Origin of the sequence: Hyalangium versicolor (genome assembly GCF_020103695.1) — a bacterium.
GTDB classification, from domain to species: domain Bacteria; phylum Myxococcota; class Myxococcia; order Myxococcales; family Myxococcaceae; genus Hyalangium; species Hyalangium versicolor.
This window is the reverse complement of record NZ_JAHXBF010000012.1, coordinates 292,315-318,145: the sequence shown is the minus strand read 5'-3', so window position 1 is coordinate 318,145 and position 25,831 is coordinate 292,315. Positions and strand designations below refer to the sequence as shown.

The following is a 25,831-nucleotide window of genomic DNA, read 5'->3' as shown; positions in this document are numbered from 1 at the left end:
CATCACCGGTGCACCTGGAAGGGGATGGTCAGTTGGCCGAAGGGCTCGTCCGTGGTGGCATCCACGAGGCGAGCCTGCAGGACGACCTGACGCTCTCGCTCGCCGACTCCCTGGAAGTAGAGGAAGCCCGAGATGGTGCCCCCGTTCTCCAGGGTGCCCTCGGGAAGGGCTCGATCCAGCATGTCCTGGGTGGGCAGCGGCTCCTCGCACCGCACGTAGGGCGGGGGGCCGTAGTACGGATCATAGAACGGATCGTAGAAGGGGCTCGGCCACCAGGCCCTGCGCCAGGGAGCGCTGGGGCGCCAGGCGGATTGGTAGCCCCAGCTGACGCCCAGCCTCCAGTAGCCGGGCCGGTAACTGGCGACGCAGCTCGGCCGGGCATCGTTGGCCTCGTCCATGCGCAGGGGCGAGAGCGCGGCGTACTGGAAGCGCGATTCCCCGAGAAGATCGAAGAAGGTGTAGCGGATGTTCAGCCTCCGGCCGCTGTGGTTCTCCACCCGGAGCTCCACGGGTGTCAGGCGGCGCTCGAGGTTCGAGGGGTGACCTTTCCACGACGCTCCGTCCGCCACGAGCCGCACTCCCTGGGCCTCAGCGACGGCGGCGCTCGGATCACCGGCCAGCGAGCGGGCGTCCGGCCTCGGTTGAAGCTGGGTCTCGGGGATGCACCCCGCGATGACCAGCGCCAACATCCATCCCCATCTGTGGGTACGCATGAGAAGGCCCCCAATACATAGGTAGCCCTTGTGCTCGTGCGTGCACGGCACCGGGGAGAAGGCGGGGAACGGCCCGCTCCCCCGCTCAGGGAGTGGCGGCCCGCAGGCCTCGCCGCAGCTCCAGGGAGCCGGCCACCATGCGCACGCCGCGGAAGAAGATCTCCGCGCCCACCAGCGCGCCGACGATCCACAGCGCGGAGATGGGCCACTGCGCCATGACCAGCACTCCCAGGAAGATGGAGACGAGCCCGGCGAAGAGATCCCACCCCCAGCCGAGATAGCGGTCCATCAGCGAGGTGATGCCGCGAAACAGTCCGCTGGCGAAGAAGTAGCCCGCCAGCAGCAGGGTCACCGTGGCCAGCCCCGCGAGGGGCCGCAGCAGCATCAGCACACCCACCACCAGCGAGAGCACGCCTCCCAGCAGGTAGAGGAGGAAGTGGCTGCTCTGGCGCCACCGGAAGGCGTAGACGATCTCCAGCACGCCCGAGGCTGCCAGCATGGCGCCGAAGACGACGATGGAGATCAGGCTGGTCAGCGTCGCGGTGCCGAAGGCGAACAGCCCGAGCACCATCAGCAGCAGGCCGACGACGAAGGGAGTGCCCCAGAGAGCGGCCCGGGTGCGGTCGGCGAAGTCGGGAGAGGAGGAGATCGAGGCCATGAAGTGTCTCCGTGCGTGAGAGTTCCAGAGCTAGGGATGGACTCGCGGTATGCGTGGGGCAAGCCAGGGCGTGCAGGCACCCCGGCCGCTGGCAGTCAGGGCCCTTGTGCCAAAGGGAACACTCGGCGCTCGGGGTGGGCGCATTGCGCGGTGCCTCGGGAGCCCCTGCCTTGAAATGATGAGCGCCTGAGGAGGCGTGATGGCCGAGGAGTTGGGACTGCCCTTCGTGGACGGCGTGTCCGCGCTGGTGGAGTACGTGCAGCGACAGGTCTCGCTGGAGCTGTACCCCGAGGAAGAAGCGCGGATGCAGGCGAGCGCGCGCGTGCTCTCGGAGCGGCAGGCCGCGGGGGAGCGCATCTATGGAGTCACCCATGGATTTGGTCCGCTCGTCGTCTTCGAGGCCCACGCCTCCGGGCGCGAGCAGGGGATGAACCTCCTGGCTCACCTGGGCACTTCGCAGGGGGAGCCGCTGTCGCCGGAGGTCACGCGGCTGCTCTTCTGGCTGAGGCTGGAGGGGCTGCGCCGGGGGCACTCGGCCGTGGAGCCGGGGCTCTGGAGGCAGCTGGCCGAGGCGTGGAGCCGAGGCTTCATCCCGGTGGTGTGCCGGGAAGGGACGGTGAGCGCCAGCGGAGACTTGCAGCCCCTGGCCCAGGCGGCCCTGGCGCTCGCGGGCGTGGGAGAGGCGTGGGGGCGGAGCGAGGCTGGGGCGTGGGAGCGCGTGCCGGCCTCGCGGATGCTCGAAGCGTTGGGTCTGGAGCGCAGGAGGTGGGGGGCTCGGGATGCGCTCGCCTTCGTCAATGGGACGACGGCGAGCCTGGCGGCTACGTGCTTCAACCACCGGGCGCTGCTGCGGATGGCACGAGCCCTGGCTGCGCTCACGGGGCGAATGGCACGGATGCTTGGGGCCAACCCGCAGGCCTACCACCCTGGATTGTCCACCGTGCGCGGACAGGAGGGCCAGCAGCTGGCCGCCGCGTGGATCCGCGAGGAATGCGCCGGGCTGAGGGAGCGTGCCGAGGGCCGTCCGCTGCAGGAGCCCTACAGCCTGCGCTGCGCGCCCCAGGTGATTGGCGCGGTGCTCGAGGAGCTGCGCCTGCACGGTCACGTGCTGATGGCGGAGACGCAGGGGTGCACGGACAACCCGGTGGTGGTGGATGGGGAGGTGCTGCATGGCGGCAACTTCCACGCGATGCCCATCGGGCTGGCCTCGGACATGTACGGGCTGTGCGTGCAGCAACTGGCCTTCCTCGCGGAGCGGCAGTTGGCCCTGCTGCTGACACCGGAGACGAATGGCGGCATGCCTCCCATGCTTACGCCTCACCCGGGGGCCTACAGCGGGCTGGCGGGAGTGCAGGTCTCCGCGACCTCGTTCGTGTCGCGCATCCGCCAGCTGGTTTATCCCGCCTCGCTCACGGCCTTGCCGACGAACCTCCACAACCAGGACCACGTGCCCATGGCGCTCAACGGGGCGAACGCGGTGCATGATGCGCTGGAGTTCGGAGGGTGGGTGCTCGGCTCGCTGGCCCTGGCGCTCAACCAATGGACGCACCTGTCCGGCCGCCGTCCTTCCTCTGAGGAGGGCCTGTGGGCCGAGCTGTTCGAGCGCTTCCCACCGCTCACCTTGGATCGGCCCTTTGCGCTGGAGGTGCGCGAGGCCGCGGGGCTGGTGGAGCGCTGGGCCTCGGAGGCGCTGGTGCCGGCCGAGCCGAGGGAGTTGAGGAGAGCCCTGGGATGAGCGAGCTACCCCTTACGCTCTCTCTCGTGCTGCGCCGGGCGAGCCGGATGGGCGGCTCCAAGTGGGTGGTCACCGCGCTTCGGGAAGGAGCCGAGCGACGCACCTGGGCGCAGGTGGCGGAGCGGGCGCTGCGCTTGTGTGGAGCGCTGAAGCGGCTCGGAGTGCGTCCGGGAGAAAGGGTGGCCACCTTCGGTTGGAACCACCATCAGCACCTGGAACTGTTGCTGGGAGTGCCCCAGTTGGGGGCCTGCGTGCATCCCATCAACGTCCGTCTGCATCCGGATGATGTGGTGCATGTGTCTCGCGAGGCCGAGGATGCTGTGGTGTTCGTGGATGCCTCGCTGACGCCGTTGCTGGCGGAGGTACGGGCCCGGCTCCCTCATGTCCGCCATTGGGTGGTGATGGGAGAGGAAGGGGAAGTGGCTCCTTCCTTCATGGGCGCGCCTCGCTATGAGGAGCTGATCGCGGGTGAGGCGCCGCTCGAAGGGCTCTCCGAGGTGGATGAGCGCACGCCCGCGAGCCTCTGCTACACGAGCGGGACGACGGGCCGGCCCCAGGGAGTGGAGTACTCGCACCGGGCGCTGGTGCTGCATGCCATGGGCGCGTTGATGGTGGACTCCATGGCCGTCTCGGAGCGGGACGTGGTGCTCCCGCTGGCGCCCTTCTTTCACGCCAGTGGGTGGGGATTGCCCTACTCGACTGCCTTCGCGGGCGCGACGCTGGTGCTGCCGGGGCCCAGGCTCGATGCGGGCTCGGTGGCGCACCTCATCGAGCGGGAGCGCGTCACCCTGGCCGCCGCAGTGCCCACCGTGTGGAATGCCTTCGAGCCCGTGCTGCGCGAAGGCAAGCACGAGCTGTCCTCGCTGCGGCGCATCCTCTGTGGAGGAGCGCCCCTGCCCATGCGGACCATCCAGCGGTTCGCCGAGCACGGCATTTCGTTCCTCCATGCGTGGGGAATGACGGAGCTGGCGCCGAGCGGGACGATGGCACGGGCCCGGGAGGAGGGCTCTCCCGAGGAGCGGCTCGCACCGCTGGCACTCCAGGGCGCCGCCGTGCCGGGCATCGAGCTTCGGGTGGTGGACTCGGAGGGCCGCGAGCTGCCCTGGGACGGTGCGTCCGTGGGAGAGCTGGAGGCGCGAGGGCTGTGGGGGGCGAGCCGCTACTTCAAGGGTTCGGAGGGCGAGCGCTTCCGGGCGGGGTGGCTGCGCACGGGGGACGTCGCCACGCTGGATGCTCAGGGAGCGCTGCGCATCGTGGACCGGACGAAGGACCTGGTGAAGTCCGGCGGGGAGTGGATCAGCTCGGTCGAGCTGGAGAACCACCTCATGGCGCACCCGGGGGTGAAGGAGGTGGCGGTCATCGCCGTGCCGCACGAGCACTGGGGGGAGCGCCCCGTGGCGGTGGTGGTCCGTCAGCCAGAGTCCCGCGTCTCCTTCGAGGAACTGGTGGAGCACCTGCGTCCGCGAGTGGCGCGCTGGTGGCTGCCGGACGCGGCGCACTTCGTGGCGGAGTTGCCGAAGACTGCCACGGGCAAGGTGGACAAGAAGGCGCTGCGTCGGGTCTACGCTCGCTCGCACGCGACCTGACCGCCGTGCCCGTGTAGGGGCCCGCGAGTCTCAATGCACCACGGTGACGGGCCGGCCCGCGTGCTGAATCACCCGGTCACTCACTGAGCCCAGCAGCCACCTCCCACCCCGGGAGAGGCCGCGCGCACCCACGACGATGAGGTCCGCCTGGGTTCGCTCGGCCACGGTCCCGATGGTGTCAGCGGGCTGCCCCAACTCCACCAGCTTTTCCACCTGGGCCTTCGGGAGATCGGCGGCCACTTCATCGAGCAGGCGCTGCACCTTCTCCATCTCCTGGGGGCTCGCGTGGGGAGGGGAGATGGCCGCGGCGTCCAGGAAGCCGAGCGGGAGCACCCGAGGAGGCTCGAGCACGAAGAGGAGGGTGATGCGTGCGCGCGTCTGCTGCGCCAGGTCATGGGCGAAGCGTGCCGCCCTGCGCGAGTGCTCCGAGCCATCGATGGCGACGAGGATGTGTTCGATCACGTCCGCTCCTTGGGTGTGGCCGCCCTACGTATCGGCCGGCGCGGGAGCGGGCAAGTGTTCGTGGAGGACGCCCTTTCCCTGGCTTCAGGAGATGACAGATGGGCCTGCCGGGGCTGGAGGAGACCAACCCATCAGGGAGGGCTGACTTCGACCTACTGATGGGGTAGGGTGTTGGAAGATGAGCTGGCTGCTCTTCGCACCGAGAGGTTGTCCTTGATGGAGTTCCCCCACCCACCGGATCTGCATCCCGCCTTCCTTCAACCGGGGACACTCGTGGGGCCCTGGCGCGTGGTGAGCAGGAGAGGCCGAGGTACCTATGGCGTCGTGTACCGCGCGGTGAGAGAGGGCCAGGAACAGCAGGGGATCGTCGCCCTGAAGATCGCGATGACGCAGCTGGATTCCCGCTTCGACCGCGAGGTGGAATTGCTGTCCCGCATCCACCACCCCAGCGTTCCCCGGCCGCGAGATGATGGCTTCTGGCGATCTCCCCAGGGCGCTCTCTACCCCTACATCGTCATGGACTGGGTGGAGGGCATGCCTCTCTATGAGTGGGCGGCGACGCACAACCCATCGTCGTGCCGGGTGGCCCGGATGCTGGCGCAGGTGGCCAGTGCCCTGGCGGCCACGCACGAGGCAGGGGGAGTCCATCGGGATGTGAAGGGAGACAACACGTTGGTGAAGCAGGACGGGGAACGCGTCGTCCTGACGGACTTCGGCCTGGGCAACCACACGGGCGCGGCGACACTCACGCCGTATCCCATTCCTCCCGCGACGCCTGCCTACCGCAGCCCCGAGGCCTGGGTTTTCGCCCGGCGCTACGGCAGCCATCCCCGCGCGCACTACACAGCCCAGCCCACGGATGACCTCTTCGCGCTGGGGATCACGGCCTATCGGCTGGTGACGGAGCAGTACCCTCCGCCCACGGAGCCCGGTCTGGACGGCTCCGAGGTGTGGCACGTCGAGGGCGAGGTGCTCAAGCAACCCCGGGAGCTCAACCCGCGGGTGTCTCAGCGGCTCAACGCGCTGATCCTGAAGATGCTCGCGGTGAATCCCGCGGAGCGGGGCACGGCGCAGGAGTTGGCCGAAGCCCTGGAGCATCTCTCGGAGAGCAAGGATCCGGAGGACCACGTCCCGCTGTTCGGCTGGGAGACGCTGGAGCCCAGCGACTGGCCCACGCAGGATCGGGATGCACCGTCCAACCCGGACCATCGCCCGCTGTTCAGGGACATGGAGAAGGTCCACGCCGCCGAGCACCGAGCCAGCGCCGCGAGGAAGACGCTGGATCGAATTGAGGTGGATGGGCTTCGTGTCGCCCTGGCACGCACGGAGCAAGGCTCATGGAGGGAACCGTCTTCCGGCTCGGGGCGGACACGTTGGGTGTGGCTCACCCTGGTGGTGGCTGCCGTGGTGATGCCCCTGCTTCTGAAGGCACCTCGGCAGGAGAGCCTCAGTGAGGAGTTCCTGGAAGCTCCGATGATGGTGCAGGCGGAGTCGCTCGATGGCGAGAGGGACGCAGGGACCGTGGATCTGGGAGACGGTGTCCTCGCCTCGGCAGCCACCTTCGAAACGCCCATGCTCTATCGATGGAGTGTATACAGCGCCGAGTTTCCCAAAGGTCCGCTACCGGGTCAGCGGCGTGCGCCTTGCCCGGGATCCGTCGAGATCCAGGGAGGGTGTTGGATGAAGCACGAGGCCAGTCCTCCAGACTGCCCGGATTTCGCCTACGAATGGAGAGGGAGCTGTTTTGTCCCCATCTTCTCCAAGCCGCGTCCGTCTAGCTCGGAACCGTAGTCGTCTCGATGGGGAACGGTGACACGTCCCGTTCCAACTGCTGCGGGCGTTCCAGGAGTTGCTGGAAGCGGTCGGTGCCGTTGCGCGTGTCGAACCGCGCGGCGATCTCCTGGGCCTGGGTCTTCACCCAACTGTGCAGATCGCGCGTCTCGTAGGTGCCTTTCCCCTGATGCAGCGGGAAGGCCTTGGGCAGCCGCAGGCTCACCGTGCCGCGTCCCGAGGCCACCACCCGGGCCAGCAGGAACTCCGCGGCGCTGTGGAAGGTGAACCGGTCTCTCCAACTCGCGTGGTCCAGCGCCCAGCCGAGGTGATGCTCGAAGAGCGTCAGCCCTCGAGACAGGTTGTCGGTGAGCGCCAGGAACTCCAGGTGCTCGCCCACGCAGGCCAGGAAGTCGCGGTTGCGAGAGATCATCGGGTAGCCGCGCAGGTGACAGTCTCGCGCCTCCTCCAGCCGCCCGAGCTTGAGGAGCGGATAGAGGACGCTGCCGTACGTCAGGTGGGGAATCTCCGCGCAGCTGCTGCGGCCCTCGAGGATGGGGCGGGCCTTCTTCAGCGCCTGTTCGTACTCGCCCTTGTCGATGTGGTGATCGATCTCGTCATCCAGGTCGCACGCGCGGCAATCGGTGAGGTAGTCGCGCGGAGCCACCACCCACTGGTCCCAATATTTCTGGGCGGCGGTCTCATCGCCCACGTCCCGAGACGTCTGGTAGCGCAGCTTGAGGATGGCCCGCTTGCCCGCGTCCACCTTGGCGTAGGTCTGTTCGATGTCGTCCAGCGCATCGTGGATCTGCTTGAGGGAGATGTGCGGGAAGTCGTCCAGCCGGCCCACCACCCACTTCTGCTTCCACAGGAGCGAGTCCGAGTCGAAGCGCTCCGGATTCTTCTTCGTCTGCGCGCGGCACCACGCGAAGGCCACCAGGGCCTTGTCCGGGAAGCCGCCGAAGGTGGCCGCGTCGACGAGCTCGTCGCGCAATTCGAAGGCCAGATCCAGGTCGCCGTGGGTGTCGGCCAGACGCACCGCCTCCTCGAGCGTCTGGACCTTGACCTCGCCGTGCCGCATGCGGGCGGCGCGATTCCTCAGCTCGTCCACCTGTTCACGCCAGTCCCGCGCGGTCAATGCATGCCTCCCCGACCCGAGTCCTCGCCTCCACCACTACCGCCGCCGCCCTCCAGGCGTCCGGCGATGAGCCCGAGCAGGCCCTGGTTGAGCAGCGCCATCTCCATCGCGCTCAGCGGGCGGTGGCCGAGCAGCAGGGCCTGGACGTACAGCATCTCCACCGAGAGCTTCATCAGCTTTCGATCGGCCACGCCTGCCAGCTTGCGCACCACGGGGTTGAGGAAGTTGAAGGTGAGCAGGGGGCGGTCGCTGCCCCGCACGCCGGACAACACGCTGTCCATCATGGAGCCATACAGGTCATCGCTCTCGTCGCGGGCCCGCTCCACGTCGCGCCGGAAGGTACCCTCGGCGTCCACGCTGTAGAGGGTGGGCACCTCCTTGGGGCGGAACTTCTTCACCGCCACGTCGCAGCGGAACGGCTGGAGCGCCAGCTCGGCCACCTTGATGAGGGGGAACACCTCCTCGCGCTCATCGAGGGTCAGCTCGTCGAAGGTCTGCGGCAGCTCCGCCGCGGAGAAGGGCTCCACGTGGGCATCCGGGAAGACGCGAGGTAGTTTCTCGATCAGCTCCGAGTCATAGGCATACCCGGCATTGATCACGCACAGGCCCTGGGCCGCGGCCACCCGCACCACCTGCCGGAAGTCGTCCACCGTGGAGACGTAGCGCACGGTGGGGTTCGCGCGGCGGTAGTCCACCAGCGTCATCGCCCCCTGGGAGGTCTCGAAGGGGAGCCAGCCGATGACGAGCCGGAAGAAGTCGTCATCATCCAGCGCCAGCGCCTTCACGGACATGGCATGCAGGGAGATGAGGCGCTGCAGGGCGCGTGGGTCGTCCTTGGCCAGCTCCGTGAGGTATCGCCGCAGCGCCTGGCCCAGCGCCTGGCGGGCCTTGGCCAGGGTCTCGTTCTCGTAGAAGGACTCGCGGCTGGCGGTGGGACGCAAGTCATTGGCGTTGACCACGCACTTCACGAAGAAGGCCCAGTCCGGGAGCAGGTTCTCCGCGCTCTCGGACAGGAGCATGTTCTTCAGGTACACGCGGTGCTTCTGCCTGGCGTTGTAGTGCGGGCTGAAGGGGAGCACGAAGGCCACGCCCTCCACGTCTCCGGCGGGGGACTTCAGCGGGATGCAGTCCAGGAAGTCCGAGCCGAACACTTCTCGCCCATAGGCCAGCAGCGCGGCCCGCCGCTCTCCGGCGCTCTCGTACTTGCGGCGCCAGGGGGCTCCCTCCGAGTTGATGCGAGAGGTCTGCCCGTCCGCCGTGAGCAGGATGGGGAAGGGCAGCAGCCCTCCGTAGTGGAGGGCGAGCTCGCTGACGCGCTCGGCGGTGAAGAAGCTGGCCGAGTCCTGCCGGGCCACGAGGAATACCTGGGTCCCCGGGCGATCGAGCGGGTGCTCGGAGGGCCGCACGGAGTAGGTACCGTCATGGCGCCCCCGCCACTCCATGGTCCTGCCGTCGCCCTTCACCGAGCGCGTCACCACGAGCAGCTCGTCGCACACCATGAAGCAGGAGAGCAGGCCGATGCCGAACTGGCCGATGAAGTCGTTGCGGCGCTCGGCGAGCGCCTCTCGCTTGGAGCTCTCGCCGATGGTGGCCAGGAAGCGGTGGATCTCCTCCTCCGTCAGCCCGATGCCGTCATCGCTGAAGAGGAGCGTGGGCGGGCCTCCATCCTGTTTCTCGATGAGCTCTACCCGCACGGTGCCCACATGGCCGGGCTCCAGCAACTGGCGGGCCCGGATGGCGTCCGTGGCGTTCTGCAGCAACTCCCGGACATAGACGCCGGGAGAGCTGTAGAGGTGATGGGACAGGAGGTCGATGACCCCACGGAGGTTGATCTGGAATCGGTGGTCCACGTCCGGGCCAGCGTAGCGCACCCCCCGTGTTGACTGGCGGGTCAGATGCGGGTGAGGAGCGGGACTTCGTACACCCGGAGGAGAACGGGGTGGGGTTCTCCTGGCAGGCTGTACTCCAGGTAGGCCTGTTCGGCCTACTTCGCAGGGGGAGGGGGGGACTTCTTTCGCAGGCAGTAGTCGCCGATGCCGGAGCGCAGCAATTCGAAGCCTCGCTCTCCCAGGCGCAAGAGCGCGGGGCGAAACTTCGAATCCGGCTCATCCCGGAGCACGCGGGCCTGTAAGTCCTGGATGAGCATCCACCACACACCCATGACCATCGCCGCGACGGACCGAGCGGTGGGATCATCGGGCTGCAAGCCTGTCTCCTCGATCAGCGTCTGGGCGAGTCGCGCCTCGCTCTGCTCCAGTAGGAGGCGCGCCCGGGCCCGGAGTGCCGGGCTGGCCTCGATGGTCGCGATGAACGGCTTCATGTTTTGGACGCGCAGCGGCCCCGAGTCCCCTTTCACCACCTGACGGAAGACGCGGTGCAGGGCATCGAGGGCGGACTCCCCTTCCCGCCGCTCTTTGATGATGCGGCAGAGGGCCTCCACCCCTTCTTCTCCGCGATCGAAGAACAACTCTTCCTTGGTGGAGAAGTAGTTGAAGATCGTGTTCACCGACACCTCGGCGGCCTCGGCCACCTCCGCGATGGTGACGTGGTCGAACCCTCGCTCGATGAACATGCGGGTCGCCACCTGGGAGATCGCCAGGCGCGTCTGCTGCTTCTTCCGCTCCCTCAGCCCTGGCTTTGCCTTCGTCGCCAACACCGGCCTCCTGGAAATTGGGTTGACACAAAACTTGGAGTGACTCCATATTTGGAGTGCCTTCCAGAAAAGAGCAGGCCCTTGGCCGGCTCGCAAGGAGAACCAGCCATGGCGGATGACCGGGTTCCTGTCTTGATCGTTGGGGGCGGAGTGGTGGGGCTGTCGGCGTCGCTCTTCCTGGCGCAGCAGGGGGTGCGCTCGATGCTGGTGGAGCGCCATCCGGGCACGAGCATCCACCCGCGTGCGAGAGGGGTGAACGGGCGCACCATGGAGTTGATGCGCGAGCTGGGGTTGGAGGAGGCGGTGCGCCGGGCGAGCGTGAAGCTGGGCCCGAGCGTGGGGATCTACGCGGGGACCACGTTGGTGCAGGTGCTGGAGTCGCGTGGGGAGGGCGGGTGGTTTCTGAAGCGGCTCCGTGCGAGGGGCGTCCGAGGGCAGGCTACGAAGAAGAGCCCGACGGGCCCTTGCCGCTGCACCCAGGATGAGCTGGAGCCGGTGTTGCTGGAGGCGGCGCGGGGGCGGGGCGTCGACGCGCGGTTCTTCACGGAGCTGGTGGACCTGGCGCAGGACGCGGATGGCGTGACGGGGACGATCGCGGACCGGAGGACGGGGGAGCGGCGGACGGTGCGAGCGGACTACCTGATCGCGGCGGATGGGGCTCGGAGCCCGATTCGCGGGCGGCTTGGCGTCACACAGAGTGGCGCGGGGGTGCTGGCGCACCAGTTGAACCTCTACTTCCGGGCGGACCTGGCGGCGCTGGTGAAGGGGCGCGAGTTCAGCATGTGCCTGGTGGAGAACGAGGGGCTTCGAGGGCTGTTCGCATCGATCAACAACTCGGATCTGTGGGTGCTGCACGTGTCGTACTACCCGGAGAAGGGGGAGCGGCCGGAGGACTTTCCGCCGGAGCGGTGCGTGCAGCTGATTCGCAAGGCGGTGGGGATGCCGGAGCTGGAGGTGGAGCTGAAGGGAGCACTGCCGTGGCAGTCGACGGTGCGGGTGGCGGATGGGTACCAGCACGGGCGTGTGTTCCTGGCGGGAGACGCGGCGCACGTGATGCCGCCGTGGGGCGGGTTCGGTGCGAACTCGGGCATCCAGGACGCGCATAACTTGGCGTGGAAGCTGGCGGCGGTGCTGGGGGGGCAGGCGGGGCCGGAGTTGCTGGCGACCTACGACGTGGAGCGGCGGCCGGTGGCTCGCGCGGTGGCGGAGATCTCCGGGAGCATGAGTGACGAGCGGGGGTTGATGACGATTCCGAAGGGGCTGGGATCGCTGGGGATGCTGTGGAACATGCGGCGGATCTTCCCGTACATGACCATGGGGTACGGCTACGCGTCAGCGGCGGTGGTGCTCGAGCGAGGCAGTGTGCCTGGGCCGGGCACGAGCGAGCTGCGAGGCCGGCCCGGAACGCGAGCGCCGCACGTATGGCTCGAGAGGGAGGGGAAGAAGCTCTCGGCGCTCGATCTGCTGGGCCGAGGCTTCGTGCTGTTGGCGGGGAGGAATGGCTCCGCATGGTGCGAGGCGGCTCAGGCCATCTCGAAGCGGATGGGCGTGCGCATGGACACGTTCCGGGTGGGCGTGGACTTGCGAGATCCCGAAGACAAGTGGCCGTCCGCGTATGGCGTGAAGGCGGAGGGGGCGATCCTGGTTCGGCCGGATGGCATCGTGGCCTGGCGGTCGAAGGGCAAGGGGGCCTCGCCAGAGGAGACGCTGACGAGAGTGCTGGCACAAGTGCTGGCTCGGCAGGGGACGGTGCGCGCGAGTGAAGCTCAGAGAGCCGAGCACGGCCAGGGTCCCACTCCACGCGCAGTGGCGCCGCTGCTCTGATGGATGGAATCCTCAGGCCGGGCGGGGTTTCAACAAGCTGGCTCGGTCGAGCAGTCCACGTACGCGGCGGCCCAACTGCATGTGCTCGGGGTTGGAAGTCGTGAAACGCTCGGGAGTGAGGATGACGAGCGTGCCGTTCAAGGACAGCGGTTCGATGCGCACTGGAGCGGGAAGGAGAGGGACAATGCCTCGGCGGCGCGCGAGATAGGTCACCCAGCCCACATTCGTGTCGCTCTGCGAAGCCTCCGGGGCGAGTTCCATCAAGGCACGATTGGAATTGATCACGCCCCAGTCTGGATCCCATGCAGTCACCATGCATGTCAGCACTTGGATGAGCGTAGGCAGGGTCCCAATGCGTTCCGCAGTTTCTCCTTCCGTAGGTGGCTCCAAGAGGCACGTGTTGCTCACTGCCTCCGTGTAGACGCCGCAGCGAATGCTCACGTTTGTCGCGCTGCCCTCGGGTAGCTGGTTCCTGACGCGGAGGCTGTAGCCCAGATCGTCGATGACCTGCTTGTGCAGGTCCGTTCGGTTCCGACCTTGCAGGAGCACATTTTCCAGCGCTGCCGGGTCATGTGGAGTGAGGGCCAATCCCTGTGAACTGCTGCTCCCTCGGCCGCTCTGATACCACTGACCGAACGACGCATCGCATTGAGCAAGGAGGTGAAAGAAGAGTTCAACGCGCCGGGCGCACTCAGAGACGGTCTCTTGCCTGACGCCCCAGTAGGCCCCCACGTAATAGGTTTCTTCCAACATGGTGTCCTACTCCTCAGGGCGGCAGCAGTGGCGTGAAGATGACCCGGATGCCCGAGATGCCCTCTTGGCGGAAGTGATACTGAAGGATCTCGACCATCTCTCGTTCAGCCACATGCCACTCCACAGGTATGCCGCGAGCCGCTCGCGCCTGTCTTGCCGCCTGGTCGAGCAACCCTTGGAAATTGCCTGAATCTCGGTACCACTGTTCGGGCTGGCCGTTCTTCTTGAAGAAGTTGAGATAATGCTCGCCTTTGGCCTCTCGTAGGACGCCAGAGGTGAAGCCGTCATACTCCACGCCATCGATGTAGAAGACTTCATCGGCAGGACGCCCGCTGATCTGCTCCTGGTAACGCTTGGCCTCTTCCGAGCCTGAGAACTTCTTGCGCTTCCACTCTCCTGGCCCTTCTGTGGAGCTGGGCTTGCTGCCGTCCTTGGGCGCTCGCTCGGCCGCCATGAGGACGTAGACGGCACTAGCGCCAGTGCCCAGGGCTGCTGCGGCCGTGCCTGTTGGAATCGTCACCTGCTCGAGGGCCATGGCTCCCTCGGCCGAGAGTGAAAGCACCGGCAGCCTTGCACCTACCGAGCCCAGCCGCGTCGCGGAGCCCGCTGTGCTTCCGTACAGCATGAGCAGGTGCGTCGACAGCCGTGCTGCCTCGCGTATCTGCTCCTGGATAGGAAGTGCTGAGTAGCGGGCGAAGTAGCCTGGTGAGGATGCAATGAGGGCCCCTACTGCCGATGGGAGTTGTGCCAGTCCCTCGGCGCTGCGGATGGGATGGGTGATGAGGGCCCCCATGCCCATGACCATCTCCGCCAGTGCGTCCTCGGTTCCATCCAGCGCGGCGTTGAACCAGTCATGCTCCAGACCCAGTTCCCCCAGCGAGGACGCGACGAGGGGTTGGAGTTTCTCGTCCACGGCATAGAAGACACCGCCTTTGTCTCGATAGAAGGCGCCGACCTCGAAGCTGCCAGCCATGAGGCGGCCCTCTCGCAGCTCCATTCTCCCCATGCGCTGCAAAGGCCGGCCGTCGAGGGCACTCACCAGGTAGCCGTCCGGACGCATCACGACCAGAGAGCGGAAGCGGGAAGTGCGTTGAAGCACCTCGGAGTAGGAGAGATCCTTGCCGTCGATGAGCACCTGCCGCAACAAGAAGACCATGGCGCGGCGGGAGCTGAAGTTTTTGAGGCTCGTCGGTGTCTGCGCCAGGACCCTCCACAACGCCTGTGCATCTGCGGTCTCGAGTTCCTGTTCCTCCTTGTGGCGGGCGTCCTCTTCCAGGCCTGCTGACTCCTGAAGGAGCTGGAAGTCATCCTGCTTCTGGCCGAGACGACCGAAGACACCTGCGCCGCGGGAGCTCCTCCGCGTAGCCGTCGGGGAGCCTTCCGTCTGGCGAGGAGAGGACGCTTCTCGGGCCATGTTGGGCTGGGGAGGCAGGTCGTGGAACGTACCTGCCCTGCGACCCACGCCTTCTGTGGCGCAGCCGGCCAGTGACACCAGGGTGGCCAGCGCCATCAGCCAGCAGCGGTGCCACCTCTGCTCTGCATGCACCATGAGTTCCCTCTATACGCGACGATGAGAATGCACCGGAGCCACCGGGGTGCCCGCACTCTCCATCCTGGCAATCAGAGCAGCTTGCCGGGATTGAGGATGCCCAGCGGATCGAGCGTGGCCTTGATGGCCATGTGGATCCGAGTCGACTCGGGGCCAAGCTGCCGCGCCAGGTACGGCCGCTTGAGCATGCCGACCCCGTGCTCCCCGGTGATCGTTCCTCCCATTTCATCCACCACGCGGAGGATGTCGTCGAAGGCCGCTTGAGCTCGAGCCACAGCATCCGGGTCGTTTCGATCGAAGACAAGCGTTGGATGCATGTTCCCGTCCCCCGCATGCCCGAACGTGCCGATGAGGACACCGCGTTGCTCGGCGATGCGCTCGACCGCCGCCAGCAGGTCCACGATGCGAGACAGTGGGACGCCCACGTCATCCAGCAACGTGGACCCTTGCCGCTCCAGCGCGGGGTAGGCGAGCCGGCGTGCTCCCATCAGCAGCTCTCCCTCAGCCTCGTCCCCGGACTGCGCGATGAAGGTCGCTCCCGCGGACTCGCAGGCCGCTGCCATCCGCGCGCACTCCGCGACGCCTTGATCTCCCCCCGCATCGGAGCGCGCCAGCAGGAGCGCTGCGGCGTCGACGTCCAATCCCATGGGCCGGTGCGCCTCGACGGCGCGGACCGTCGCCCGGTCCATCAACTCCAGGAGCGAGGGCCGTGTGCCCGTCATGATCTCCGTGACGGCCGCTCCTGCCGCGACGAGCGTCGGGAACGAGGCCACCAGCGTGGTAGCCGGAGGCGGGCGCGGCCGGAGCCGCAACGTGGCCTCGGTGATGATGCCCAGCGTGCCCTCGGAGCCCACGAACAGCCGGGTGAGGTCATATCCCGCCACGTTCTTGTGCGTGCGGCCGCCCGTGCGCACGACAGAGCCATCCGCGAGCACGGCCTCCAAGCCCAGCACCGAGTCTCCCGTCACGCCATACTTCACGCAGCACAGTCCACCCGCGTTGGTCGCGAGGTTGCCGCCAATGGACGAGAACTCCCAGCTCGCGGGATCCGGCGAGTACCAGAGCCCGTGCTCTGCCGCCGCCGCCTTGACCGCGGCGTTGATGACTCCGGGCTGGACGACGGCGAACAGCCCTCTCCGATCGAGTTCGAGGATCCGGTTCATCCGCGAGAGCGAGAGCACGATGCCTCCCTCCACGGCATTGGCACCGCCCGTCAGCCCCGAGCCCGCCCCGCGAGCCACCACGGGGACTCGGTGGGCGGAGGCGACGCGGAGCACGGCCTGGACTTCCTGGGTCGAGCCCGGGCGGACGAGGACGCGGGGCATGCCTGCCTCCGCCCACGAAGCCTGATCGCGGCGATGGGACTCGAGCACATCCGCGTCGGTGACGACGCCCTCGGGTGGCAGCACGGCCGCGAGTTCACCCAACAGGTTCGCGCTCATGAGCGTCGACGGTACCATGGGCAGTCATCCCGGGCCCCGAGCTGTTATGAACAGCGGGTTCCAACCCGAAGGAGGCAACATGGCTGGCAAGAAGCTGCTGATGCTCGTAGGTGATTACGTGGAGGACTACGAGGTGATGGTGCCGTTCCAGGCCCTGCTGGCAGTGGGGCACACCGTCCATGCCGTCTGCCCGGACAAGAAGGCCGGAGACTCGGTCCGCACCGCCGTGCATGACTTCGACGGAGCGCAGACGTACAGCGAGAAGCCGGGGCACAACTTCGCCCTCAACGCCACCTTCGCCGATATCCAGGCCTCGAGCTACGACGGACTGGTGATCCCGGGCGGCCGGGCGCCGGAGTACCTGCGGCTCGACGCAAAGGTGATCCAGGTGGTCCGCCACTTCGCCGAGACGCGCAAGCCCATCGCCGCCATCTGCCACGGGCTGCAGTTGCTCGCGGCGGCGGGAGCGCTCGAGGGCAAGCGCTGCACGGCCTACCCGGCCTGCGGCCCCGAGGTGACGCTCGCACGCGGCACCTACGTCCAGGTCCCCGTGGATGACGCGGTGGTGGATGGCAACCTCGTCACCGCGCCCGCCTGGCCCGCCCATCCGAAGTGGATCGCCGGCTTCCTGCAGGTGCTGGGCACCCGCATCCAGCACTGAGCGGGCTGGATCCAGGCACGCCGGGCAAGAAGCGCAGACCGAGGTGGGGAGCCGGTGGAGTGGGCTCTCTCACCTCTCCGCATACTTTGATATTGCGATTGAGAATCGTTCTCATTTACGTTGCCCCTCGCACTCTCCCCGTGCCTGGATCCCCGGAGCAGGGGCTTATACGAGGAACACGACATGCACTTTCCCTCCCGCAGATCGATGACGATGCTCGACGGGCAGCGCGCCCGGTCTCTGGCAGTCCTGGCCCTGACCCTGGCATTGACGGCTTGTGACTCCGAGGAGGAGGAGCCCGAGCCGGTCAAGTGCTCGGCAAGCCCGGTGCGCTGCACCGAGCAGAGCATTGATCAGTTGGACCTGCTCACCACGCCATCCACGATGGAGGTGCGAGAGGAAGGAACCACCTCGGGTGAGTTCCTCACCTATGTGGATGCCCGCGCTGGAGGACTCACGCCGACCATGTCCTATACCTATGTCCGCTTCACCGAGCAGGGGCTGACACGGGTGGACATCGATGATCAGGCGGCGCTGTCCTCGACGGACTGGGACATCGCGTTCCGCCGCTACGTCATCCGGGTGAACAGCGGGGTATCTGGCCCTTCGTGCGTCTCGGTGGCGAAGACTCCGGAAGGCACCGCCTTCGGGTCCGTGACGACGGTGAACTCCGCCTGGGAGGTCAAGACGGAGACCTATTTCACCGACACCTGTGAGTTCGTCGAGGACGAATCGGGCATTGGCGCTCCGGCGGCACAGCTTGGCAGCTACTGGACCTACGCGGGCTGCCTGGCCATGACGGGCAACGTCTTCGTGGTGACGCTGGCGGATGGCCGCCACGTGAAGTTGGAGGTGGTGAGCTACTACGATCCGGCTGTGCAGAAGGCCTGCGACGAGACGGGCAAGCTGCCAGATGGCCCCAGCGGGTCGGCGCAGTTCCGCGTCAAGTGGGCCTTCCTGAAATGAGGCTCTCAGCGCTCCTCCTCCTCCTGGGCATGGGGTGCAGTCAGGCCAGGCCTCCTCACGAGGAACTGGCGGTGACTCATGGAGCGCTCCAGGCGGCAGTTCGTCCCACGGATCCCTCGGCGCCCCCGCCGAGCTTCGCCTTGGGTGAGGCTGTGGAGTCGGCGGTCTCGCCGAGCGGTCATTTCCGGCTCCACTTCTCTCGCAGCGGTCCCAACGCGGTAGGGGCGATCGATCAGGATGGCAACGGTGTGCCGGACATGGTGGACACCGCCGCGCGGACCTATGATCAAGTGGAGTCTTTCTACGCAGGGCTGGGCTATCGCCTGCCCCCGGACGACGCCTGGGTGCCGGGAGATCATGGCGGGGATGGACTCTTCGACGTCTACCTCGTGGACTTCGCCGGCAGAGCGGATGGGGAGTTCCGGCTGGACGGCTGCCTCGAGACGGACGCCCGCTGCTCCGGCCACATGCTGCAGGAGAACGACTTCGCCGGTTACGGCTACAGCTCCGAGGAAGAGGCGGTGGCCATTCTGGCGAGCCATGAGTTCTTCCATGCCGTCCAGGCTGCCTACCGCCTGGGCCTGGGCACCGTGATGGGAGAGGGCACCGCAGTCTGGGCCACGGAGCGCTTCAGGCCCGAGCTGGACGACCTGGAGCACTTCTCCGAGGCATACCTGCAGCGCCCGGACCGCAGCCTGGTGCTGGATCCAAGCGGGGCAGCGGTGTCCTTCACTTATGGCTCGGCGATCTTCTTCCAGTTCCTGAGCGAGCGTTTCGGAGACGAACTCCTGCTCTCGCTGTGGGAAGAGAGTGTCCTCGCTCCGGCGGCCAGTTGGCCGGAGTTGCTGGAGACAACGCTGCGCCGCGATTGGAACTCGGACTTCGACGCCGCATTCGCGGAGTTCGCCCAGTGGAACCTGGCCACGGGCCCGAGGGCCAGGGCGGGGCAGGGCTATGCACGCGGTGCGGGCTTTCCCGAGCTCACCGTCGCCCCCGCCACCCTTCCTGTGGACGAGCCCGAGGTTCGCGTGGCGCCTGCCTCCACCCGCTACTTCGAAGTGGCCGGGGGAGGGCAGGCCGTCTCCGCAGCCTTCGAGCCCGCGGACGGAGCCGCGGCCGAGTCGCTCCATCTGGTGGTGTCCGCTGTCACGAACAATGCGGTGTTGCGCACGGCCCGAGCGGACGGTCCCGGAACACTGGTCGCCGAGGTGCCCGCGTCGGATGCCACCCACGTGGTGGTGGCCGTGGTGGACGGGCGGCACGAGGGAACGGGCCGCTACGGACGGTTGTGCATCACCGGTACCTCCTCCCAGCAGCCTTGCGTGGCGGTGACACCGGACACGCCAGGAGGAGGGGACGATGAAGGAGGCTGCCAGGCAGCGCCGGCTGGACTTGCCCCGGCGCTGGCCCTGGTCCTCCTGCTCACCCGGAGGCGTCGTTACGTCCCGTCAGGACTCCGCTCGGACCGCTGACTCACGGCGGTCTCGACGAAGCGCTCGAGGGCGGCACGGATCTGCTGCCGCGCCTCGGGTGCCGGCGGGGCATGCCCCTCTTGCGCGCTCTTCGCGTGCTCCTCGGCGAGCCCGAAGAGGTACTGGGAGCGTGGCTTGCCGTCGACAGTCTCCCGCAGGGTGAATTGCGGGTGCTCCTGGAAGACGGCCTGCCACTCCTGGCGGACCTCGGCCCAGAAGCCCTGAGACTCCTTCCAGTAAGCGCTCGCCTCCGGCAGGTTCGGCTCGGCCGACTGGCGCGTGTACTGGTTGAGTCCTCGCTCCCGAACCAGGGCGTGCGGCGTGGGGCCCAGCACCACCTTGAGCGAATCCTGCTCGTGCACCCAGCCCTTGGGAGTCAGGGCGTGCCGGTTGGTCCCCACCAGGACGTCGTAGTCGCTGCGCTTGGTGTACTCGCGGCGCGGCAGGGGCCGCCACGTCTCCGCCGACTCCCAGGCGGACAGCCCACGCTCATGCGTCCACCGCCCATAACCTTCATATCGGGGCCCATCGTCCACCTCGAACACGGCTTGGCTCCAGGTGCACTTCACCGCCTCCGGGCTGAGCGTGTGCCGCTCCCACGTCCGATGCCCCCGGAACTCGAGCAGCTCCGTGTCCTCGAACGTCCAGTCCTGGCGCCAGTGCTTGAGCGCCTCTCGCTTGCCGTTCTTCTCCACCACCAGGATGTGCTGGAGCGTCACGCTTCGAGGCGTGTCTTCCACCACGGAGACCTGCTCTGTCCCGGTCGTCCGGTAGGGCTCGTGAGGCGTGTAGCCCTCGCTGAGGCTCACTGTCTCCTCGAAGGCGAAGTCCACCTGGTAGGTCCCCGCCATCTGGAGGATGGCGGCCTTGTCCCGGGCTGGATCGCACGCAGCGGCCTCCAGCTTGCCGCCACCTCCGGTGCCAGTGTCCTGCCGGGAGGCGCACGCCATGACCAGCGCCAGGGCGGGCAGGGTGAGCGGCTGCAAGGGAACTCTTCCTCCGAAGCGCGAAGGGACGCCTGATGAACTCATCCACTGTCTCCTTTGTTGAATTCGATACTGATTCTCAAAATCAACATGATGTGCGGAACTGCCCGTGGAGACAAGGAGATTGGAGCGCGCGGCCCTCCTCCCTGTCGCCCACGAGACGCACTTCGCGTGAAGGATGCGGGTACCTGAACAGAGACGCTGCACTGCGTCGGAGATGTCTTTGTCGCCGATGCCTGACTCCAAGGGGTTGTCTTTAAAGCCCCGGGAGCGAGCGCTGCACCGCGTCAGGCTTTGACATGTCTTCGGCCCCGGAGTGGCTGTTTTCAAACTTCGGGTTTTCGTCGCCGCGCTGCGTCGGCTGAATTCATATTTCCTTTTCTAGGGAATAAGCGTAATAGTTTCGTGAAACCGCTTTCACGCGTTTTGCTGTGACTTCTCCCTTTGAAACAAGCCATGGCCGGGGTGAGTGAAATGAAACGAAGCATGCAGCCTGCGTGGAAGCAGGCCCTGTTGGGTTGCAGTGTCTGGGCACTGGGGTTGGGGGGCGTGAGCTGTGTCGTGGAGGAGGCTCCCGAGCCCGTCCCGGCCGTGGAGAGCGCGGAGCCGCTGGAGTCCACGGGCTCGCGGACGCTCTCCATCAGTGGGCAGCCCTTCACGCTGACGTGGGAGGACGACTTCGGTGGCGACCTGAACGGGGGCCAGGGCAAGTCCTTCCTCAACACGGCCAACTGGACCAAGGAGAACCTGGGCGTCAACTATGAGCAGCAGGCCTATACGAACCGGGAATGTCCTGACCATCCCACCAACTGGAACTACTGTGTGGAGCAGGGCAAGTTGACGATCCTGGCGCGCAAGGAGCCGCTGGACTGTGTCGTCTGGCAGCAATGTACCGCCAGCAGCCAATGTGGCACCAACGGCACCTGCGCGGCCACGGGTTACTGCATCTACGACCAGAACAAGAACGGCGTCTACGATCACGAAGAGTGCGCGCCCTTCAACGGTCTCTCCAACGGCCCTGCCAACGGGCAGCAGTACACCTCGGGCCGCATCAAGTCGGACGAGAAGGTCGAGTTCCGCTACGGCTACATCGAGTTCCGCGCGCGCATGCCCTTCGCGGATCTGCCCGCGGGCGCCACGCCTCCCAACGGCATGTGGCCGGCCATCTGGTTGCTCGGTGCCAACGGCGCCATCACCAACGGTGGCCGCGATGACAGCGCCGGCTGGCCCATGACGGGCGAGATCGACATCATGGAGTACTCGCAGATCAAGGAGAACAAGTCGCTCTTCCCCTCCAACGAGGCGATGGGCTTCAACGCCCTGTGGCGCGAGTACCCCGAGTCCGGAGAGATGGCGGCGGCTCCCGGTGGCTGGCAGGCGAACGCGTGCAGCGACTGGCCCAACCACGGTGACGCCAAGTGCGACGGCGACGTGGGCGGCTCGCGCGTGCAGTGGCCCGGCAAGACGATCGACTACCACCAGTGGCACACCTGGGGCTTCCTCTGGGATGAAAACGGTTTCAAGATCTACATCGACAACCTGCCGCAGAACGGCGGAACGCCCGTGGGCACGCTCTCCATCGGGGACAACGCGACCGAGTTCCGCCAGCCCATGTTCCTCATCCTGAACAACGCGGTGGGCGGCGAGCTGGGCTGCCTGGGTTGGTCCGGCCGTTCGTGCACCTCCAGCGCGCAGTGCGCCAACGGTGCGGCGTGCTCGGGCGGCAAGTGCCAGGAGACACCGAGCTCGTGCATCAACGTCGACTGGGCCAGCCAGGGTGACAAGGCCAAGCTCGAGGTGGACTACGTGCGCTGGTATCACCGCAACTCCGGCTACACCCAGGCCGCCAAGGCCTCGTGCCAGGACAGCGATGGCAACGGCACGGCCGACAACATCATCCGCAACTGTGGCTTCAACGAGGACTACACCTACCACCGCAGCGATCTGTTCTTCGAGGGTGGTGGCGGCCTCACGGACGTCATCAACGAGGGTGGCACGCGCGGCTTTGTGCAGTGGGTGCGCATCGACAACGGTGGCTCGCAGCCCTACAGCGTGCAGATCCGCCAGGAGGGCTTCCAGCTCACCGCGGGCACCCAGTACAAGTGGAAGGTGGACCTGAAGTCGAGCGTGGCGCGGACGCTGCCCATCAAGATTGCCCAGGCGCATGATCCCTGGGGCGTCGTCTCCACCTTCAACTGCAACGTGGGCACCGGCTGGACCACGTGCACCGGCCCCAACTTCACCCCCTCGGCCACGGACACGTACAAGTTCGAGATCGACGCGGGCGGCAGCGCGGGCAGCAACACCCAGGTGTACGTGGATGACATGTACCTGGGCACCACGGGCAACGCCTGCCAGCCGGAGTGCACGGGCAAGACGTGCGGCAGCGACGGATGCGGCGGCGTGTGCGGCTCGTGCCGCTCGGGCACCACCTGCTCCAGCTGGGGCCAGTGCACCGCCTCCACGAGCACCTGCACGCCGGCCTGCTCGGGCCGTGTGTGTGGCAGCGACGGGTGCGGCGGTACGTGCGGCACCTGCTCCTCGGGCAGCTCCTGCAACAGCTCCGGCCAGTGCGTCAGCTCCTGCGTGCCGGCCTGCTCGGGCCGTGTGTGCGGCAGCGACGGGTGTGGCGGCACGTGCGGCACCTGCAGCTCGGGCAGCTCCTGCAACAGCTCGGGCCAGTGCACCTCGACGCCCCCCACCTCCGTGCGCAAGGAGGCCGAGGCCGCCACGCTGACGGGCTGCTTCGCCGAGGCCGGCGGTGACAGCAGTGGCAAGGTCGTGGCCTTCGAGGGCGGCGACACCATCTGCTGGAGCAACGTGACGATGACGGGCTTCACCTCCGTCGTCGCTCACGTGGGCGCGCCGTACCCCAACGGTCAGGCGCAGCTGAAGTTCAACAACACCGTGCTCGGCACGTACACGCTGAGCACGGCGACGGGTGGATGGAGCAGCCCCCAGCTGACCAACCTCACCCTCCCGGTCTCCGCGAGCGGCACCGGCACCCTGTGCCTGGTGGGCGTCACCCACCCGAACGGGTGGATCTTCTCGGTGGACTACCTGGATCTGAAGTAGCCGCCAGGCTCGAGTGACTTGCAGCTCGGAAGGGGGCTGGCGGGTTCGTCCCGTCAGTCCCCTCCTGCCTTTTCTGGAACCGAGGAACACACCATGACGAAAACGTACCTCCAACGCTCTCTGAGCTCCTTGCTGTCTTCCTTGCGGCTCGTGCCGCTCGCGGGCCTCGTGGCCGGTGCTTCCGCGCATGCGGCCGGAGAGACGGCCAATGTCTGGCTCACCAAACAGGATCTGTCCCAGGCGCTGCAGCAGCAGGGCAACGTGGCCTTCACCGCGGACGCGAGCGCGGGGCTGAACACCATCTTCGTGGACGAGAACACCGCCTATCAGACGATGGATGGCATCGGTGCCTCGCTGACGGACTCCTCCGCGTGGCTCATCAAGAACAAGCTGAGCGCCGCCACCCAGACGTCCGTGATGAGCAAGCTGTTCGATCCGGTCAACGGCATCGGTGTGTCGTTCCTGCGCCAGCCGATGGGGGCCTCCGACTTCGCCGTCAATGGCAACTACTCCTATGACGACATGCCCTCCGGGCAGCGGGACGACACCAACCTGTCCCACTTCACCATCGCCCATGACGAGGCGTACGTCCTGCCGCTGCTGCGCCAGGCCCTCACCCTCAACCCCAACCTGAAGGTGATGATCACCCCCTGGAGCGCGCCGGCGTGGATGAAGACGAACGGCTCGATGAATGGCGGGAAGCTGGACACCGCCGCCTATGGCCAGTTCGCCCTCTACTTCGCCAAGACGATCCAGGCGTACCAGGCGGCGGGCGTTCCCGTCTACGCGCTCACCGTGCAGAACGAGCCGCTGCACGAGACGTCCGGCTATCCCACGATGAACCTGACCGCCGCCGAGGCGTCCAACTTCATCAAGTACAACCTTGGCCCCACGCTCGCGGGGCGGGGCCTCACGACGAAGATCCTCGGCTACGACCACAACTGGGACCGGCCCGATTACGTCCAGACGCTCTACGCGGATGCGTCGACGGCTGGCTACCTCGCGGGCTCCGCTTGGCACTTCTATGGCGGGGATGTCTCCACGATGAATGACATCCACTACCAGTACCCGAACAAGGACATCTACTTCACGGAGGGCTCCAGCGGGACGTGGATCACCAACCTGTTCGACGCGAACATCACCAACGAGATCGCCATCTTCCGCAACTGGGCGAAGACGTACACGGACTGGAACATCGCGCTCGATACCAACCGCGGCCCGACGAATGGCGGGTGCACCACCTGCTCGGGGCTGGTGACGATCAACCAGTCCAACGGCACGGCGACCTACACGCCGACGTATTACGCCATGGGACACATCAGCAAGTTCGTCGTCCCCGGCGCCAAACGCATCGCCTCCACCGGCTACGCGCAGGGCCTGCACAACGTCGCGTTCAAGAACCCGGACGGCTCCAAGTCGCTCATCGTCTACAACCAGAACGGCGCGAGCGCCCAGTTCGCGGTGAAGTGGGGCAACTCCTCGTTCACCTACACGCTGCCGGCCACGTCCATCGCCACGTTCAAGTGGACGGGCACCCAGGCGGGCAGCACCGCGATCCCCGCGACCACCCGGCTCCTCGCCGCGGCGTTCCAGGAGGCCAAGGGCGCGCGGCCGGAGAACTGCAGCGACACGGGCGGCGGCAAGGACGTGGGCTACACGTCCAATGGCAGCTACCTCCTGTTCAAGAACGTCACCCTCACGAATGTCACGTCCGTCAGCGCCCGTCTGGCCAATGGCGGTTCGGCCACTACGATTGAGTTCCGCGCGGACAGCGCCACGGGGCCGCTGCTCGGCACCGTCAGCGCCAACGTGACGGGCGGCTGGCAGACGTGGACGACGGCCAGCGCTCCCATCACCGGCGCATCCGGCGTGCATGACCTCTACGTCGTGTTCCGGGGCAGCGCCAACCTCAACTGGGTGCAGTTCGGCACGGCGCTTGTCTCGGGCAACCTGCTCGTCAACGCGGGCCTCGAGGGCGGGAGCTTGAGCAGCTGGTCCGGCTGGCATCCGACCAGTCAGTCCGCGGACGTGCACAAGGTGGACACGGACACGCCGCGCACGGGCGCCTACAAGCTGACGCACTACTCGGCCACCGCCTACCAGCAGACGACGTACCAGGCCGTCAGCGTGCCCAACGGCACCTACCGCGCCAGCGTGTGGGTCCGCTCGGGTGGCGGGCAGACCAACCTGCGCCTGGAGGCGAGCAACCACGGCGGCGGCACGCTGTACAGCGCGGACCTCGGGGCCACGGCCTCGGCGTCCACATGGCAGCAGCTGACGATCGGCACCATCAACGTCACGACCGGCACGGTGACGATTGGCGTGTACTCGAACGCGGCGGCGGGCAACTGGTCCGCGTTCGACGACTTCGAACTCACGCGGTTGTAG

19 protein-coding genes are annotated in these 25,831 nt (G+C 67.1%); 9 read left to right on the top strand and 10 right to left on the bottom strand.

The window, feature by feature from the left end; genetic code table 11:
• Nucleotides 1-2: 2 nt before the first annotated feature.
• Both KY501_RS25645 and KY501_RS25640 read right to left on the bottom strand, forming a co-directional pair.
• The gene (locus tag KY501_RS25645; protein ID WP_224366068.1) at nucleotides 3-713 is read right to left on the bottom strand and encodes a hypothetical protein; all 711 of its coding nucleotides are present in this window, start codon (nucleotides 711-713) and stop codon (nucleotides 3-5) included.
• A gap of 85 nt (nucleotides 714-798) precedes the next feature.
• Complete coding sequence (locus KY501_RS25640) at nucleotides 799-1,371, bottom strand: HdeD family acid-resistance protein (protein ID WP_224366067.1); 573 nt, start codon at nucleotides 1,369-1,371, stop codon at nucleotides 799-801.
• Nucleotides 1,372-1,570: 199 nt separating this feature from the next.
• On the opposite strand from KY501_RS25640, the gene KY501_RS25635 reads away from it, so the two are divergent.
• Both KY501_RS25635 and KY501_RS25630 read left to right on the top strand, forming a co-directional pair.
• A complete protein-coding gene (locus tag KY501_RS25635) occupies nucleotides 1,571-3,106 on the top strand; it encodes an aromatic amino acid ammonia-lyase (RefSeq protein WP_224366066.1) in 1,536 nt (511 codons plus the stop codon).
• Entirely contained in the window at nucleotides 3,103-4,692 is a 1,590-nt protein-coding gene (locus tag KY501_RS25630) for a long-chain fatty acid--CoA ligase (RefSeq protein WP_224366065.1), read from the top strand. Before KY501_RS25635 ends, KY501_RS25630 begins: the two co-directional genes overlap by 4 nt.
• 30 nt (nucleotides 4,693-4,722) lie before the next feature.
• Here KY501_RS25630 and KY501_RS25625 read toward each other — a convergent pair whose 3' ends face one another.
• Nucleotides 4,723-5,154 (bottom strand): universal stress protein, encoded by a 432-nt coding sequence (locus tag KY501_RS25625; RefSeq protein WP_224366064.1) that lies wholly within the window; start codon nucleotides 5,152-5,154, stop codon nucleotides 4,723-4,725.
• 216 nt (nucleotides 5,155-5,370) lie between these two features.
• Here KY501_RS25625 and KY501_RS25620 point away from each other — a divergent pair, with 216 nt between their 5' ends.
• Nucleotides 5,371-6,945 carry a serine/threonine-protein kinase gene (locus tag KY501_RS25620; protein ID WP_224366147.1) on the top strand — a complete coding sequence of 525 codons (1,575 nt, stop codon included), beginning with the start codon at nucleotides 5,371-5,373 and terminating at the stop codon, nucleotides 6,943-6,945.
• Here KY501_RS25620 and KY501_RS25615 read toward each other — a convergent pair.
• From KY501_RS25615 to KY501_RS25605, 3 genes are all read right to left on the bottom strand, one after another.
• Nucleotides 6,929-8,062, bottom strand: coding sequence for a hypothetical protein (locus KY501_RS25615; protein WP_224366063.1), 1,134 nt, complete (start codon nucleotides 8,060-8,062; stop codon nucleotides 6,929-6,931). The genes KY501_RS25620 and KY501_RS25615 overlap by 17 nt on opposite strands.
• Nucleotides 8,059-9,912 carry an HSP90 family protein gene (locus KY501_RS25610; protein ID WP_224366062.1) on the bottom strand — a complete coding sequence of 618 codons (1,854 nt, stop codon included), beginning with the start codon at nucleotides 9,910-9,912 and terminating at the stop codon, nucleotides 8,059-8,061. Before KY501_RS25610 ends, KY501_RS25615 begins: the two co-directional genes overlap by 4 nt.
• Before the next feature lie 134 nt (nucleotides 9,913-10,046).
• Entirely contained in the window at nucleotides 10,047-10,715 is a 669-nt protein-coding gene (locus KY501_RS25605; RefSeq protein ID WP_224366061.1) for a TetR/AcrR family transcriptional regulator, read from the bottom strand.
• A gap of 108 nt (nucleotides 10,716-10,823) precedes the next feature.
• Between KY501_RS25605 and KY501_RS25600 the strand changes: the two genes are divergently transcribed.
• Nucleotides 10,824-12,539 (top strand): FAD-dependent monooxygenase, encoded by a 1,716-nt coding sequence (locus KY501_RS25600; protein WP_224366060.1) that lies wholly within the window; start codon nucleotides 10,824-10,826, stop codon nucleotides 12,537-12,539.
• Between the two features lie 12 nt (nucleotides 12,540-12,551).
• Here KY501_RS25600 and KY501_RS25595 read toward each other — a convergent pair whose 3' ends face one another.
• From KY501_RS25595 to KY501_RS25585, 3 genes are all read right to left on the bottom strand, one after another.
• Nucleotides 12,552-13,292 carry an Imm52 family immunity protein gene (locus KY501_RS25595; RefSeq protein WP_224366059.1) on the bottom strand — a complete coding sequence of 247 codons (741 nt, stop codon included), beginning with the start codon at nucleotides 13,290-13,292 and terminating at the stop codon, nucleotides 12,552-12,554.
• 13 nt (nucleotides 13,293-13,305) lie between these two features.
• Entirely contained in the window at nucleotides 13,306-14,841 is a 1,536-nt protein-coding gene (locus KY501_RS25590; RefSeq protein WP_224366058.1) for a Tox-REase-5 domain-containing protein, read from the bottom strand.
• Nucleotides 14,842-14,912: 71 nt separating this feature from the next.
• Nucleotides 14,913-16,301: an FAD-binding oxidoreductase gene (locus KY501_RS25585; protein ID WP_304608637.1), complete on the bottom strand. Its 1,389-nt coding sequence runs from the start codon at nucleotides 16,299-16,301 to the stop codon at nucleotides 14,913-14,915.
• A 61-nt stretch (nucleotides 16,302-16,362) separates the two neighbouring features.
• Here KY501_RS25585 and KY501_RS25580 point away from each other — a divergent pair, with 61 nt between their 5' ends.
• The 3 genes from KY501_RS25580 to KY501_RS25570 all read left to right on the top strand — a co-directional run bounded on the left by KY501_RS25580 (nucleotide 16,363) and on the right by KY501_RS25570 (nucleotide 19,382).
• Nucleotides 16,363-16,944, top strand: coding sequence for a DJ-1/PfpI family protein (locus KY501_RS25580; protein ID WP_224366057.1), 582 nt, complete (start codon nucleotides 16,363-16,365; stop codon nucleotides 16,942-16,944).
• Between the two features lie 183 nt (nucleotides 16,945-17,127).
• Complete coding sequence (locus KY501_RS25575) at nucleotides 17,128-17,910, top strand: HmuY family protein (RefSeq protein WP_224366055.1); 783 nt, start codon at nucleotides 17,128-17,130, stop codon at nucleotides 17,908-17,910.
• Nucleotides 17,907-19,382, top strand: coding sequence for an MXAN_6640 family putative metalloprotease (locus tag KY501_RS25570; RefSeq protein ID WP_224366053.1), 1,476 nt, complete (start codon nucleotides 17,907-17,909; stop codon nucleotides 19,380-19,382). The genes KY501_RS25575 and KY501_RS25570 overlap by 4 nt, the downstream gene beginning before the upstream one ends.
• Here the strand turns inward: KY501_RS25570 and KY501_RS25565 are convergent.
• A complete protein-coding gene (locus KY501_RS25565; protein WP_224366051.1) occupies nucleotides 19,349-20,413 on the bottom strand; it encodes a DUF6607 family protein in 1,065 nt (354 codons plus the stop codon). The two genes, KY501_RS25570 and KY501_RS25565, sit on opposite strands and share 34 nt — an antisense overlap.
• A gap of 441 nt (nucleotides 20,414-20,854) precedes the next feature.
• On the opposite strand from KY501_RS25565, the gene KY501_RS25560 reads away from it, so the two are divergent.
• Both KY501_RS25560 and KY501_RS25555 read left to right on the top strand, forming a co-directional pair.
• Nucleotides 20,855-23,443, top strand: coding sequence for a carbohydrate binding domain-containing protein (locus KY501_RS25560; protein ID WP_224366049.1), 2,589 nt, complete (start codon nucleotides 20,855-20,857; stop codon nucleotides 23,441-23,443).
• Between the two features lie 93 nt (nucleotides 23,444-23,536).
• The gene (locus KY501_RS25555; protein WP_224366047.1) at nucleotides 23,537-25,831 is read left to right on the top strand and encodes a carbohydrate-binding protein; all 2,295 of its coding nucleotides are present in this window, start codon (nucleotides 23,537-23,539) and stop codon (nucleotides 25,829-25,831) included.